This is a genomic window from Pseudomonas sp. MDT1-16, assembly GCF_054898115.1.
The window spans coordinates 4,241,999-4,255,657 of the sequence record NZ_CM142717.1 but is presented as its reverse complement, the minus strand read 5'-3'; the positions used below and the strand labels follow the sequence as shown (position 1 = coordinate 4,255,657).

Genomic DNA, 13,659 nt, shown 5'->3' with positions numbered 1-13,659 from the left:
ATCTCTGTTACACAACCGTCATTATCAGCGCTGTCTGCTGTTGCGATCATTATCTCCCGATCACATCCGCTGCGGCCTATGCGCTGACGTCTTTACGTATTCCAAAGGGTCGCCAATGAGCTCCAAGACATTCCTCGTTACCGGCGGCAGCGGTTTTGTGGGACGGGCGTTGATCACACAATTGGCGTTGATACCGGGGTCTACGGTGATCGCCCCCGTCAGGAATGTGGTCACGAATTTTCCTGATGGGGTTCGTTCAATACCCTTCACAAACCTCGATGCGGTGTTCAATTGGAATGATGCGCTAAAGGGCGTTGACGTTGTTGTTCACTCCGCCGCTCGGGTTCATGTCATGAATGATGTCTCGGCTGACCCGCTGATCGCATTTCGCAAGGTGAATGTTGATGGCACATTGAATCTGGCACGTCAGGCGGCAGCCGCCGGGGTTAGAAGACTCATTTACATCAGTTCGATAAAAGTGAACGGAGCGGGGGCTACAGGAGGCGAGGCGTATACCGCCGACGATACGCCTGCCCCGGTTGATCCATATGGGATCTCAAAACTTGAGGCAGAGCTTGCCTTGCAGGCGTTGGCGATTTCCTCAGGCATGGAAGTGGTCATCATCCGCCCTGTGCTGGTCTATGGGCCGGGCGTCAAAGCCAACTTCCTCAGCATGATGCGCTGGTTGTACCGTGGCGTTCCTTTGCCTTTTGGCGCTGTCCACAATCACCGCAGTCTCGTTGCCATAGACAATCTGGTGGACTTTATCGTGACCTGTTCCGACCACCCAGCGGCTGCCAATCAAGTGTTCCTTGTCAGTGACGGCGAGGACGTGTCGACCACGCAATTACTACGCAAGTTGGCGGGCGCTCTGGGCAAACCTGCCGTATTGTTGCCAATACCGGCCTGGCTCATGAGCGGTGCGGCAGCGTTACTGGGACGGCGAGCGCTGTCGGATCGTATTCTCGGGTCCTTGCAGGTTGATATCAGCAAAAACCGACAGCTACTGGGCTGGACGCCTCCGGTCACCCTCGATAAAGCCTTGAGCCTGACGGCACAACATTTTCTGGATTTGCGTAAATCATGAGTTATGGCTGGTTTATCCCTGTCATCGTTGCTGTGTCTTTTTCCCTCACATGGGCTTTACGTCGTTACGCTCTGTCTCGAAGCCTGATCGATATTCCCAACGCCCGAAGTTCTCATTCGGTTCCCACTCCTCGAGGGGGGGGGGTGGCAATTGTCCTGGCGTTTACATTGGCTTTGGGGATGCTCTTGTTTACCGGGTTGATGCCTTCCTCGGCGTTTTTGGCGATTGCCGGTGGGGGAGCACTGATCGCGATTATCGGATTTATGGATGACCACGGACACATCGCCGCCCGTTGGCGCTTGTTGGGGCATTTCGCTGCGTCGACGTGGTTGCTGTTCTGGATCGGTGGGTTACCCGTTGTTGAAATCGGTGGGGGGACTTTCGACCTCGGGTGGTTTGGCCATGTGTTAGCAGCGTTTTATCTGGTATGGCTACTTAACCTTTACAACTTCATGGACGGTATCGACGGCATTGCCAGCGTCGAGGCGATTTGCGTTTGCCTTGGGGCGTGTCTCCTGTATTGGGTGAGTGGTGCGCCGGACTTGGTTTGGGCCCCATTATTGTTGGCCGTGTCCGTGGCGGGTTTCCTCTTTTGGAATTTCCCCCCCGCCAGGATTTTCATGGGGGACGCCGGAAGCGGATTCCTCGGCATTGTCCTTGGTGGGCTCTCATTGCAAGCGGCCTGGGTCTCTGCTGACTTGCTATGGGGTTGGCTGATTCTGCTCGGCGTATTTATTGTCGATGCGACATTTACCCTGTTTCGCCGTTTACTCAGGGGCGACAAGATTTACGAAGCACACCGCAGCCATGCCTATCAGTTTGCCTCCCGTCGGTTTGGCAACCATTTACCGGTTACTGTGGCGGTGGGTGCCATCAATTTGCTTTGGTTATTGCCTATCGCACTAGGCGTTACGCAATTTGGCTTGAACTCAACTCTGGGTTTGATTCTGGCCTATGCTCCTCTGGTCGTGCTGGCGATCAAGTTTCACGCTGGAGAGCTTGAAGGGGCATCGATGAAGAACTAAGTAATAGTTCTGTCATTTAGGTTTAAAAGTAAATGAGATGCGCCTATAAGGTTTCACTAGGGTGATGCGGCAGTTGAAGGGAGAAGGCTGAGGTGTTTGAAGAGTATTTGGATAGGGTTAGAGCGCGCCTTGTAGGGCTTCCCAGGCGCCGGAAGCGACTGATACAGGTCGGCACAGACATTCTTTTGGTCTGGGGAGCTCTGTGGTTGGCATTCATCGTGCGTTTGGGTATCGATGATATGTACAACCCATTCAGGGTTCATTTTTGGCTGTTTGTATGCGCCCCTGTCGTCGCTATTCCTCTATTTATCCGCTTTGGCATGTACCGGGCGGTTATGCGCTACTTCGGCAACGATGCGTTGATTGCGATTATCAAGGCAGTCACTCTCTCATCGCTGATCCTGGCACTCGTCGTCTACTGGTACAGCAACCATGAGGCCGTGGTACCGCGCTCCATTGTCTTCAATTACTGGTGGCTTAGCCTCGTCATCATTGGCGGCCTTCGCCTGTGCATGCGCCAATATTTCATGGGCGACTGGTTCACCGCCGCGCAGCACGTACCGTTCACTAACCGAGATCACGGGCTCACCAAGGTCGCTATCTATGGTGCCGGCGTAGCCGGGAATCAGCTTGTCGCAGCACTTCGCATGGGCCGAGTCATGCGTCCTGTGGCGTTTATCGACGATGATCCAAGCATTGCCGATCGTTCGATTGCCGGGTTGCAAGTCTACAAACCCAAACACATCCAACAGATGATCGATGAAACAGGCGCGCAGGAAATCCTCCTCGCTCTGCCGTCATCTACCCGCGCACGCCGCAGGGAAATTCTCACTATTCTGGAACGTTTCCCCCTTCACATCCGAAGCGTACCCAACTTCACCGATCTGGCCAGCGGTCGGGTAAAGGTCGAAGACATCCAGGAAGTGGATATCGCGGACCTTCTCGGTCGCGACTCGGTACCCGCGCAACCAGACCTGCTCAAACGCTGTATCAAAGGCAAGACAGTGATGGTGACGGGCGCAGGTGGATCGATCGGTGCAGAGCTTTGCCGACAGATCTTCTCGCTTGGCCCGACCACGCTGTTACTGTTTGAACACAGCGAATTCAACCTCTACAGCATTCTGTCGGAGCTTGAGCGGCGCGGTTGTCGGGAGTCGGTCTCTGTTCGGCTGCTTCCTATCCTCGGCTCGATCCGCCACCAGGACAAACTTCTGGACGTGATGAAAACCTGGGGCGTGGACACCGTCTACCACGCTGCCGCTTATAAGCACGTCCCGATGGTCGAACACAACATTGCCGAAGGCGTGCTTAACAACGTCATTGGCACGCTCAACACTGCTCAGGCTGCGCTGCAGTCGGGCGTGTCCAACTTTGTGTTGATCTCCACCGACAAGGCTGTACGCCCCACGAATGTGATGGGCAGCACCAAGCGTCTCGCCGAAATGACGCTTCAAGCGTTGAGTCGTGAAATTGCCCCTGTGCTGTTCGGCGACAATGCCAATGTATCCCGGGTCAACAAGACCCGGTTCACCATGGTGCGCTTTGGCAATGTGCTGGGGTCATCCGGCTCAGTGATCCCGCTGTTTCACAGGCAGATCAAATCCGGTGGCCCGTTGACGGTCACCCACCCGAAAATCACTCGCTATTTCATGACCATCCCCGAAGCTGCGCAATTGGTGATCCAGGCGGGTTCCATGGGGCAGGGCGGTGATGTGTTCGTTCTGGACATGGGCGAGCCGGTGAAGATTGTCGAGCTGGCAGAGAAGATGATTCACCTGTCGGGCTTGAGCATTCGGTCGGACAAGAATTTGCAAGGCGACATCTCCATCGAATTCACCGGTCTGCGTCCCGGCGAGAAGCTTTACGAGGAGTTGCTGATCGGCGACAACGTGGCCGCGACGCAACATCCGATGATCATGAGCGCCAACGAAGATCATCTGCCCTGGGATGTACTCAAGGGCCGTTTGAGGGAGTTGCTGGTCGCAGTCGATCACGACGATTACGCTCGCGTCCGTCAGCTCCTGCGCGAAACCGTCAGCGGCTACACCCCCGACGGCGATATAGTTGACTGGATCTACCAGCAACGTCGTCTCGAACCCTGATTGTTTCACATCCTGTAACGGACACATTTTTGACAGGCTCCAGACATCGCCTAAGTTTGAGAGGCAGCTTCGGAAAAGCTGCTTTCTCAATCGATGTCATGGAGCGTCATTTATGCGTACTGGCTATTTCTACTCTCTGGTTTTTGCCCTGCTCACCGGCGCTTCTATTGCGGCCATTGCTGCGCCGACGGCCAAGCCCGAGGCTGGCAATGCACCCTTGGTGCTGGAAGTTTCTCCTTCGGCACAGGCCGGCAAGGTCGATCTGAATCAGGCCGATGCGCCAACGCTTCAGCGCGAATTGTCTGGAGTAGGTGAGGCCAAGGCCAAGGCGATTGTTTCCTATCGTGAGAGTAATGGACCGTTTGCGTCCGTGGACGAGTTGCTCGAAGTGAAGGGAATCGGTAAAGCCATTCTGGATAAGAATCGCGAGAAGCTTGAGGTGAACTAAGCTTATACGTCAGCGTCAGGGGCCGGTCATTGATCGGCCTTTTTGCTTTCTGGCGAACGCTGTGATGGTGCGCCTTTCGTCGATACGTGAAAAATTACGGCTATCATATGCGATTCAGATTATGCCTATAATAAAAGACTTTCCGCCAAAGCGTTCTGAGCCTCAGGCGCTTGTCTTTCCCTTAGGCATCTCCCAGGAGCACAGTCATGAATTCTGCCCAGTCCCAAGGTACGGCCCTCGTCACCGGTGCTTCTTCCGGTATCGGTGCGATTTATGCCGAGCGGTTGGCGGCGCGTGGGTTTGATTTGTTGTTGGTCGCCCGTGATCAAGAGCGGCTGGAAGCGGCGGCGACCACGTTGCGCACCGCGCATGGTGTTCAGGTCGAGGTGCTCAAGGCGGATCTGACGCAGAAGGATGAGGTGCTGAAGCTCGAACAGCGTCTTCGCAGCGATTCGAGTATCAGCCTGTTGCTGAACAACGCCGGTGTTGCCGCTGATGGGTTGTTGGCCAATGCCGACATGGATCAGCTGGAACGCCTGATTCAATTGAACGTTACGACGGTCACGCGGCTGGCCTCGGCAGCGGCCGCCAGTTTTGCCAAGGCGGGCCGCGGGACGATCATCAACATCGGATCAGTGGTGGCGTTGTTCCCAGAGCGCTTCAACGCCACTTACAGCGCCAGCAAGGCTTATGTGTTAAGTCTGACGCAGTCGTTGAACGCTGAACTGGAGGGCACCGGGGTCAAGGTGCAGGCCGTGTTGCCCGGGGTAACACGCCCCGAAATCTGGGAGCGCTCCGGTATCGACGCTACCCAGATTCCAGCGGATAGGGTGATGGAAGCCGGGGAGATGGTCGATGCGGCGTTGTCGGGTCTGGACCAGGGTGAGTTGATCACCATTCCTTCGCTGCCGGAGGCGGCCGACTGGGATGCCTTCGTTGCGGCGCGTCATGTAATGGCGCCGAATCTTTCCAAAAGTAAGGCCGCCGCGCGTTACACGTGAGGCGTCATGAATCGGCTTGAGGTATTTGCGGTATGAGTGATCGTCGAGTAGTTGTAACGGGCATGGGCCTGGTGTCTCCATTGGGTTCTGGCGTCGAAGCCGTCTGGGCGCGTCTGTTGGCAGGGCGTTCCGGGTTGCGCAATTTGCCGGACGAGGTGGTTGCCGATTTGCCGGCCAAGGTCGGTGGTGCAGTGCCGACCCTGGCTGACGATCCCGAGGCGGGTTTTGACCCGGATCGGGCGACGCCGCCTAAAGAGCAGAAGAAGATGGACCGCTTCATTATGTTCGCCATGGAAGCCGCGCGTCAGGCGCTGGAGCAGGCCGGTTGGCAAGCGGCGGACGCCAATGCCCAGGAACGTACTGCAACCATTATCGGCTCCGGCGTGGGTGGTTTCGGCGCGATTGCCGACGCGGTGCGCACCACGGACAGCCGTGGGCCGCGACGCTTGTCGCCGTTCACTATTCCGTCGTTCCTGGTGAATCTGGCCGCGGGTCATGTCTCGATTCAGCACGGCTTCAAGGGCCCGTTGGGTGCTCCGGTGACGGCGTGCGCGGCCGGGGTCCAGGCGATTGGCGATGCGGCGCGGCTGATTCGGTGTGGCGAGGCAGACATTGCGGTGTGTGGCGGCGCGGAAGCGGCGATTGATCGCGTCAGTCTCGCCGGGTTTGCCGCGGCTCGCGCCTTGTCCAGTGGTTTCAACGAAACCCCGGAGCGTGCCTCGCGGCCGTTCGACAGTGGCCGTGATGGCTTTGTCATGGGGGAGGGCGCAGGCCTTCTGGTGATTGAATCCCTGGAGCATGCCTTGGCCCGTGGTGCTCAACCGCTTGCGGAGCTGGTCGGTTACGGCACCAGTGCCGACGCCTATCACCTGACGGCAGGTCCCGAGGATGGCAGCGGTGCGCGACGGGCGATGTCGCTGGCGTTGGCCCAGGCGGGCGTTTCGCCGGCGCAGGTGCAACATCTCAATGCTCACGCAACCTCGACGCCGGTCGGGGATCTGGGGGAGTTGGCTGCCATCAAGGCGTTGTTTGGCACGGATAACAAAATTGCGGTGACGTCGACCAAGTCGGCCACCGGGCATTTGCTCGGCGCAGCGGGCGGTATCGAGGCGATTTTCACGCTGTTGGCGATCCGCGATCAGGTCGTACCGGCCACCCTCAACTTCGACAACCCGGACCCCGCCGCCCAAGGCGTCGACATCGTCCACGGTAAAGCACGGCCGATGGCAATCGACTACGCGTTGTCCAACGGCTTTGGATTTGGTGGGGTGAATGCCAGCGTGCTGTTCAAGCGCTGGGAGGGCTAGTCCCGAGGTTGTTTGAGATAGGCGCGAGTAATGTCGAGAATCCGCTGAGCCAACTCAGGATTCTCGACACTGCGTGACAGCAGTAGCGCGGTCGGAAGCGGGCAACCTTCATGGGGTGAAGTCTGGGAGGCTATGAGTATGAACAGCGGACTGTCCCTCGCCGACCACATCACACTAGCGTTGCGCGCCGACATCATTGGCGGTCGTTTGCTGCCCGGCATGGCGTTGGTGGAAAACGATCTGGTGTCCGCCTACAACGCCTCCCGCAATACCATTCGCGAAGCGTTGCATCGGCTGGGGCAGGAAGGCCTCACCCGTTATGTGCGCAACAAGGGCGTGATGGTGCGCGATTCTCAATCCGACCGGATGCTTGAAGCCCTGGAGGCCACCGAGCTTGCCCGGGAGCGCGAGGACTGGCGCGCCGTCGGCACCGACAGCCTGGCGTTTCATCAACACATTGTCGGATTGCTGCGCAGTCCACTGTTCGATGAGTTCTTCACCAACGTCGTCGCGCAGCTGCGCTTGGTGTTCTGCACCGCTCCCGATGAATCCCGCTTTCAGGCGCCCTGGCTGGCGCGCGACCGGCAAATACATGAGTGGTTGGTCGAGGGTGACAAACGCGCGGCCGAGGACGCCATGAGCCTTTATCTCGACGACTCCGAACACCTCCTGTTGCAGATGCTTACCCGTTCTTCCCATCACTGATCGAGGATTCGTGCCATGTACAAAGACTATCCGGCGGCCTATCAAGTCAGCAAAGGCTCAGCCCTGCAGGTGGACAAAGCCTTCTACGAGCGGATTCGCGATGCGAAGGACGGGCGCACGCTGATCGAGGCATTCGAGGTGCCGATCCGCACCGGTCGCGCCTGGAAAGTGCCGGCCGGGCATGTGTTCCGGGTGACCACACCCGTCGGCCCGCAAGTGGGCGACTTCAACGTCTGGAATGCCAACGATCCACGGGAGCGTTTGTGGGCGGCACGGACCCGGCAATTGCAGGGCGCTCACGTCAGCACCCATGACCGGCTTTGGTCGAACCTGCCGTTTTTACGTCCGCTGGTGACCATCACCGATGACAGCCTGGCCGGTTACGGCATCGACGAACATGGCGGTCGCCTGCATGATTTGCTGGGCACCCGCTGCGATCCCTATGTGAACAAAATGCTCACCGGCGAAGACTTCCATCATCACTGCCACTCGAACCTGACCCGCGCGGTGCTGCCCCATGGCCTGACCGAGTTTGACGTGCATGACGTGCTGAACATTTTTCAGTGCACGGGCCTGAACCACGACGACATGTACTTCATGAAAGCCTGTCCGGCGCAGAAGGGCGATTACCTGGAGTTTTTTGCCGAAATCGATCTGTTGTGTGCGCTCTCGACCTGCCCGGGCGGTGACCTGTCGCTGGCGATGTGGGGACCGGATGCGCAGGATCCGCTGAGCGTGTGTCGCCCGCTCGGGGTAGAGATTTATCGTTTGGAGGATTCGTTGCTTGAGGGCTGGAGCCAGCCGGAACGAGCGGCCTATAAAGGGCTGCATGGCCTGCACATCGCCAAGGCGGAGTGGGAGTAACCGCAACGACACCCACCTGTAATTGGATGGACTCGCCCAAGCCGAGGCGTCAATGCGCCACGGTGGCAGTCTAAACAGCCAACGACAGCGAGGGCGAGTCCATGAAAAAGCATACTTCGATTGATCAATCCCTGTCTTCTTCCGATTTGTCGGCCTGCACAACTGTGGCGGTCGATCTGGCCAAGCAGGTCTTTCAGGTCGCCGGTGAAGACGTCTTCGGCCAGGTGCACTACGAGCGACGGATCAAGTCGCGCGAGGCGTTTTATGAGTTTCTCCGCCAGTTGCCGCCTCATGTCGTGGTTCTGATGGAGACCGGTCCGGGTGCTCAAGCCTGGGCCCGGCAGTTGCAAGAGCAAGGCAATCTGGCGCGGATTCTTCCAGCCGGTTTGGTGGCCACCCATCGCAGCGGGCCTAAAAATGATCGCAACGATGCGCTGGCGATTCTGCGGGCTGGTCGCGATGAAAAGATCTACGCAGTGCCGGTCAAAAGCGTTGCGGCGCTGGCAATGCAGGCGTTGCATCGCGCCCGCCAAGGCTATGTGCGTCGACGCACGGCGGTGAGTAATCAGATGCGCGGCCTGCTGCTCGAGCACGGCGTGGCCTTGGCGCAGGGCGATGTTGCGATCAGCCAGAAAATTCCGCGGGTACTGGAAGATGCCACCCAGCCGGTGCCGGGCCTGCTGCGTGAACTGATCGACGAACTGTTGGCCGAGTGGCGCCATTTGGGCGAACGCATCAGCGTGCTGACGGGGCGCCTGGAAGTGGCCGCCAACGCCGACATGACGGCGAAGCGACTGATGACTGTGCGCGGCATCGGCCCAGTCACTGCCACGGCACTGGTGGCCAAGGAAACCAAGCCTGAGCGATTTCCCAATGCCCGCAAGTTTGCCGCGTACTTTGGCATGGTGCCTGACCAGCACAGCAGCGGGCAGACGGTCCGGCTGGGGGACATGACCAAGCGAGGCGATGTTTATTTACGCAGCCTGATGATCCAGGGAGCTCATGCGGTACTGCAACAACTACGACCTGATTCCCAGCAACCCGATGACCGCCGCTTGTTGCGCTGGATGAGCCGACTGGGCCGTAAGGAGGCTGCGGTCAGGTTAGCCAACCGCAACCTGCGAATCGTCTGGGTGCTTCTACAGAATGACCAGACTTATCGTCGCCAGGCTGGTGATGGCCAGCAAGCGACGATGAGCCACTGAGCGACAGAGTTCTGCCACCGAGGTACTAACTGTCCGGCCCTTTGCTGAAAAAAAATTGACCCCAGGTAAGACCGGCGTGGATTGATGCCTTAGCTGCTACTGGCCTTCGAGGCCTGACTGTAATCGGCATACCACGAGCTCTTCCAATTTTGGCCAGAAGCCGAAGACGGTTTCCTCGAATAGGCCTAATACATAGATGCAACGGGGCGGCGGTTTTTCAAAAGCGGGTAGACAGTGGGGGCGAGTCCATACATAGCAGCTGGCGAAGCCTGCGTTCGGTTCGGGCCGCGTTCGGACGAAGCAGTCGTAATGTCAGCGAACGCGGTACGTCAGATAGACCGCTTTAACAGGATTTGCGACTGCTGCGTCCGAACGCGGCCCGAACCGAACGCAGGCTTCGCCAGCTGCTACAGGTGATTTTCGCCAGACCTGGCTGGCGAAGTTTGGTTTAGCGGTCCTGCGCATCCTTGGCATCCGCTTCCGCGTTGCGTTCAGCGACGCGTTTGCGTTGCTCATCGGTCAGTTCGACCTTGTTGGCGGTGTCACGCAACATCATCAAACCACCAACGATCGAGCCGATTGCAACGACCAGAATTAACCAGGCATACCAGGGCATAGAGCTCTCCTTAAGGGCAGGCCGATTGGCGGGTTTCGCCAACCGATCGTGCATACCACTTTGAGCGATTTATTTTCGCACTGGTTCCATTCTATGCCTGTTATGACAGCAACACTTCGCCTGTTTAAAGTCCGGTCAGCATCGCGTCCGCCGGTGCATCGGCACGCAGTTGCGCCGTGAGCATGAAGTACACGAACCCCACCGCCATGAAGCCCAGGAAGATCAACCCCATCGCCACCAGGCAGACCACCGCCAGCACCAGCGCAATCATCGGCACCAATGGGTAGCAAGGCGCGCGAAAGGTGCGCTCCAGATTCGGTTCGGTTTTGCGCAGTTTGAACAGGCTGAGCATGCTCATGATGTACATCACAATCGCCCCGAATACCGCCATCGTGATCATCGCTGCCGTCAGCGTCATGCCGCCCAGGTTGATCAAACCATCGCTGTAGATCGCGGCAATGCCGATCACGCCGCCGGCGATGATTGCCCGGTGCGGGGTCTGAAAACGTGACAACTTGGCCAGGGACGCCGGCAAGTAACCGGCACGGGCGAGAGCGAAGAACTGCCGCGAGTAGCCCAGGATGATGCCGTGGAAACTCGCCACCAGACCGAACAGGCCAATCCACACCAGCATGTGCAACCAGCCCGAGCTTTCGCCCACCACGGTTTTCATCGCTTGCGGCAGCGGATCGTTGATGTTCGACAGGGTGCGCCAGTCACCGACGCCGCCGGCAAAGAACATCACGCCCATGGCCAGCAGCACTACCAAACACATCGGAACCGGCCCAGCCGTTAAGCGCGAAATTGCTGAAGCTGAACGCCGGGGCGACCACGCCCATGAACACCAGCAGTTCGGCCACGGCCAAGACGCAGACGATCAACTCGAACGTTGCGGCCAGTTTCACCCCGAGGATGTTCAGGCCCATGAACACAATGTAGGCGCCGACTGCTGCGTGCTTCGGGTCGAGCGCGGGAAACTGCACGTTGAGGTAGGCACCAATTGCCAAGGCAATGGCCGGCGGGGCGAAGACGAATTCGATCAGCGTCGCCAACCCGGCGATCAATCCGCCTTTCTCGCCAAAGGCGCGACGGCTGTAGGCAAAGGGACCGCCGGCATGGGGAATCGCCGTGGTCAGCTCGGTGAAACTGAAGATGAAGCAGGTGTACAGGGTGGCGACCATAAAGGACGTCACCAGAAAACCGAGCGTGCCCGCCACGCCCCAGCCGTAACTCCAGCCGAAGTATTCGCCGGATATCACCAGCCCGACCGCAATGCCCCACAGGTGCAGCGTGCCCAGCGTGGGTTTGAGTTGTGTGTTCATGCTGCCTTCGCGAGCAAGCCCGCTCGCGATGAGGCCCGCCCGGACACCGCTGTAACGCCGGCATAAACCCACTCTTTACGTTTTCTTTATGAACAGCCAGCACCCTCGCTCTCGTTCCTTTACAGCCTCCCTGCCGACAATGGCCCCACACGCGGCAATACGCCGTAACACGGAGAATTCCCATGAGCGTTCTGGACGGGGTGTCACTGCTATTGGCAGTGGGGCTGTTCATTTATCTGTTGGTTGCGCTGTTGCGCGCGGACCGGAACTAGGAGCGGGTATGCACAGTTATGACTATTGGCTGATCCTCGCCTTCTTCGCCGTGGTGCTGATTCCGGCACCGTTCCTGGGGCGCTTTTACTACAAGGTGATGGAAGGTCAGCGCACTTGGCTTTCACCGATCCTCGGACCGGTGGAGCGTGGATGTTATCGGGTGGCCGGCGTTGATCCGCAGGTCGAACAGAGCTGGCAGAAGTACACCCTGGCCTTGCTCGCCTTCAACCTCGCGGGCTTTTTGCTGTTGTTCGCGATCCTGTTGTTCCAGGACCACTTGCCACTGAACCCGCAGAACCTGCCGGGTCAGGAGTGGACGCAAGCGTTCAATACCGCCGTCAGCTTTATGACCAATACCAACTGGCAGTCCTACAGTGGCGAAGCGACCCTGAGCTACCTGAGTCAGATGGTCGGCCTCACCGTGCAGAACTTCGTCAGCGCCGCCACCGGCCTCGCCGTGTTGGTTGCCCTGTGTCGCGGGATCGGCCGCAAGTCGAGCAAAACCCTCGGCAACTTCTGGGTCGACATGACCCGCGCCACCCTCTACGGCTTGTTGCCGTTGTGCCTGTTGCTGGCGCTGTATCTGGTCTGGCAGGGCGTGCCGCAAACCTTCGCGCAGTACGTGAATGCCGTGACGATGCAAGGCGTCGATCAGGTGATCCCGCTCGGCCCGGCCGCCAGCCAGATTGCGATCAAGCAACTGGGCACCAACGGTGGTGGCTTCTTCGGCGTCAACTCGGCGCACCCGTTCGAGAACCCGACGGCGTGGAGCAACCTGTTTGAAGTCGGCTCGATCATTCTGATCCCGGTGGCGTTGGTGTTCACCTTCGGCCACTACGTGAAAGACCTGCGTCAGAGCCGCGCGATCATCGCCTGCATGCTGGCATTGTTCCTGATCGGCGGCGCCACGTCGCTGTGGGCTGAATACCAGCCGAACCCGACCCTGAACAATGTCGCCGTCGAACAGACCGCGCCGCTGGAAGGCAAGGAAGCGCGGTTCGGCACCACCGCCACGGTGCTGTGGTCGGTGACCACCACCGCCGCGTCCAACGGTTCGGTCAACGGCATGCACGACAGCCTTAACCCGCTGAGCGGCATGGTCGCGCTGGTCAACATGATGGTCGGCGAAGTGATCTTCGGCGGTGTCGGTGCCGGGCTCTACGGCATGTTGTTGAACGTGTTGATCGCCGTGTTTCTCGCCGGCCTGATGATCGGCCGCACCCCGGAATACCTCGGCAAGAAACTGCAGGCCAAGGAGGTCCAGTTGCTGGTGGTGACCTTGCTGGTGATGCCCGTCGGCGTGCTGGTGCTCGGTGCGATTGCCGCGAGCCTGCCCGGCCCGGTCGCAGCAGTCAGCAACCCCAGCGCTCACGGTTTCAGCCAGTTGCTGTACGCCTACACCTCGGCCAGTGCCAACAACGGTTCGGCGTTCGGCGGTTTCGGTGCCAATACCGCGTTCCACAACTTGATGCTCGGCTTGGGCATGTTGATCGGTCGCTTCGGTTACATCCTTCCGGTTCTGGCCCTGGCCGGCAGCCTGGCGATGAAGAAAACCGCACCGATTGGCCAGAACAGCTTCCCGACCCATGGCCCGCTGTTCGTGACCTTGCTGACCGTGACCATTTTGCTGGTGGGTGGTTTGACCTTTCTGCCGACATTGGCGCTGGGTCCGATTGCTGAACATTTGAGTATGGGCTTCTAAGG

12 protein-coding genes and 2 pseudogenes are annotated in these 13,659 nt (G+C 58.8%); 11 read left to right on the top strand and 3 right to left on the bottom strand.

Annotated elements, in window-relative coordinates:
- The first annotated feature begins 115 nt into the window (after positions 1 to 115).
- The 6 genes from ACYZT3_RS19525 (at position 116) to fabF (ending at position 6,970) form a co-directional block, all read left to right on the top strand.
- A complete protein-coding gene (locus tag ACYZT3_RS19525) occupies positions 116 to 1,087 on the top strand; it encodes a UDP-glucose 4-epimerase family protein (RefSeq protein WP_462030500.1) in 972 nt (323 codons plus the stop codon).
- Entirely contained in the window at positions 1,084 to 2,112 is a 1,029-nt protein-coding gene (locus tag ACYZT3_RS19520) for an MraY family glycosyltransferase (RefSeq protein WP_462030499.1), read from the top strand. Before ACYZT3_RS19525 ends, ACYZT3_RS19520 begins: the two co-directional genes overlap by 4 nt.
- Positions 2,113 to 2,219: 107 nt before the next feature.
- Positions 2,220 to 4,214, top strand: coding sequence for a polysaccharide biosynthesis protein (locus tag ACYZT3_RS19515; protein ID WP_462032401.1), 1,995 nt, complete (start codon positions 2,220 to 2,222; stop codon positions 4,212 to 4,214).
- Positions 4,215 to 4,326: 112 nt separating this feature from the next.
- Complete coding sequence (locus ACYZT3_RS19510) at positions 4,327 to 4,662, top strand: ComEA family DNA-binding protein (RefSeq protein WP_462030498.1); 336 nt, start codon at positions 4,327 to 4,329, stop codon at positions 4,660 to 4,662.
- A gap of 206 nt (positions 4,663 to 4,868) precedes the next feature.
- Entirely contained in the window at positions 4,869 to 5,663 is a 795-nt protein-coding gene (locus tag ACYZT3_RS19505; protein ID WP_462030497.1) for an SDR family NAD(P)-dependent oxidoreductase, read from the top strand.
- Between the two features lie 32 nt (positions 5,664 to 5,695).
- Entirely contained in the window at positions 5,696 to 6,970 is a 1,275-nt protein-coding gene (fabF, locus tag ACYZT3_RS19500) for a beta-ketoacyl-ACP synthase II (RefSeq protein ID WP_462030496.1), read from the top strand.
- Here fabF and ACYZT3_RS19495 read toward each other — a convergent pair.
- Positions 6,967 to 7,131: pseudogene (locus tag ACYZT3_RS19495) on the bottom strand (TetR/AcrR family transcriptional regulator); the annotation flags it as partial. The gene fabF and the pseudogene ACYZT3_RS19495 sit on opposite strands and share 4 nt — an antisense overlap.
- Here ACYZT3_RS19495 and ACYZT3_RS19490 point away from each other — a divergent pair.
- The 3 genes from ACYZT3_RS19490 (at position 7,109) to ACYZT3_RS19480 (ending at position 9,744) form a co-directional block, all read left to right on the top strand.
- Entirely contained in the window at positions 7,109 to 7,675 is a 567-nt protein-coding gene (locus ACYZT3_RS19490) for a GntR family transcriptional regulator (protein ID WP_462030495.1), read from the top strand. The pseudogene ACYZT3_RS19495 and the gene ACYZT3_RS19490 sit on opposite strands and share 23 nt — an antisense overlap.
- A gap of 15 nt (positions 7,676 to 7,690) precedes the next feature.
- Positions 7,691 to 8,539 (top strand): urea carboxylase-associated family protein, encoded by an 849-nt coding sequence (locus ACYZT3_RS19485; protein WP_462030494.1) that lies wholly within the window; start codon positions 7,691 to 7,693, stop codon positions 8,537 to 8,539.
- A gap of 146 nt (positions 8,540 to 8,685) precedes the next feature.
- Positions 8,686 to 9,744, top strand: a complete 1,059-nt coding sequence (locus tag ACYZT3_RS19480; RefSeq protein WP_282383495.1) for an IS110 family RNA-guided transposase — start codon at positions 8,686 to 8,688, stop codon at positions 9,742 to 9,744.
- Between the two features lie 448 nt (positions 9,745 to 10,192).
- On the opposite strand, the gene ACYZT3_RS19475 is transcribed toward ACYZT3_RS19480, so the two are convergent.
- Together ACYZT3_RS19475 and ACYZT3_RS19470 are read right to left on the bottom strand one after the other, a co-directional pair.
- Positions 10,193 to 10,360, bottom strand: a complete 168-nt coding sequence (locus ACYZT3_RS19475) for a DUF2897 family protein (RefSeq protein ID WP_007931351.1) — start codon at positions 10,358 to 10,360, stop codon at positions 10,193 to 10,195.
- A 124-nt stretch (positions 10,361 to 10,484) separates the two neighbouring features.
- Positions 10,485 to 11,682 (bottom strand): annotated as a pseudogene (locus ACYZT3_RS19470) (amino acid permease).
- Between the two features lie 182 nt (positions 11,683 to 11,864).
- On the opposite strand from ACYZT3_RS19470, the gene kdpF reads away from it, so the two are divergent.
- Both kdpF and kdpA read left to right on the top strand, forming a co-directional pair.
- The gene (gene kdpF / locus ACYZT3_RS19465; protein ID WP_007899818.1) at positions 11,865 to 11,954 is read left to right on the top strand and encodes a K(+)-transporting ATPase subunit F; all 90 of its coding nucleotides are present in this window, start codon (positions 11,865 to 11,867) and stop codon (positions 11,952 to 11,954) included.
- Positions 11,955 to 11,962: 8 nt separating this feature from the next.
- The gene (gene kdpA, locus ACYZT3_RS19460) at positions 11,963 to 13,657 is read left to right on the top strand and encodes a potassium-transporting ATPase subunit KdpA (protein ID WP_462030493.1); all 1,695 of its coding nucleotides are present in this window, start codon (positions 11,963 to 11,965) and stop codon (positions 13,655 to 13,657) included.
- The last annotated feature ends 2 nt before the right edge of the window (positions 13,658 to 13,659 follow it).

Bases quoted from the DNA above. Each gene is read 5' to 3' on its own strand.
- kdpA (WP_462030493.1), top strand. From the start codon at position 11,963: ATGCACAGTTATGACTATTGGCTGATCCTCGCCTTCTTCGCCGTGGTG.
- ACYZT3_RS19490 (WP_462030495.1), top strand. From the start codon at position 7,109: ATGAACAGCGGACTGTCCCTCGCCGACCACATCACACTAGCGTTGCGC.
- kdpF (WP_007899818.1), top strand. From the start codon at position 11,865: ATGAGCGTTCTGGACGGGGTGTCACTGCTATTGGCAGTGGGGCTGTTC.
- ACYZT3_RS19510 (WP_462030498.1), top strand. From the start codon at position 4,327: ATGCGTACTGGCTATTTCTACTCTCTGGTTTTTGCCCTGCTCACCGGC.
- ACYZT3_RS19505 (WP_462030497.1), top strand. From the start codon at position 4,869: ATGAATTCTGCCCAGTCCCAAGGTACGGCCCTCGTCACCGGTGCTTCT.
- ACYZT3_RS19475 (WP_007931351.1), bottom strand. From the start codon at position 10,360: ATGCCCTGGTATGCCTGGTTAATTCTGGTCGTTGCAATCGGCTCGATC.
- ACYZT3_RS19520 (WP_462030499.1), top strand. From the start codon at position 1,084: ATGAGTTATGGCTGGTTTATCCCTGTCATCGTTGCTGTGTCTTTTTCC.
- ACYZT3_RS19525 (WP_462030500.1), top strand. From the start codon at position 116: ATGAGCTCCAAGACATTCCTCGTTACCGGCGGCAGCGGTTTTGTGGGA.
- fabF (WP_462030496.1), top strand. From the start codon at position 5,696: ATGAGTGATCGTCGAGTAGTTGTAACGGGCATGGGCCTGGTGTCTCCA.
- ACYZT3_RS19485 (WP_462030494.1), top strand. From the start codon at position 7,691: ATGTACAAAGACTATCCGGCGGCCTATCAAGTCAGCAAAGGCTCAGCC.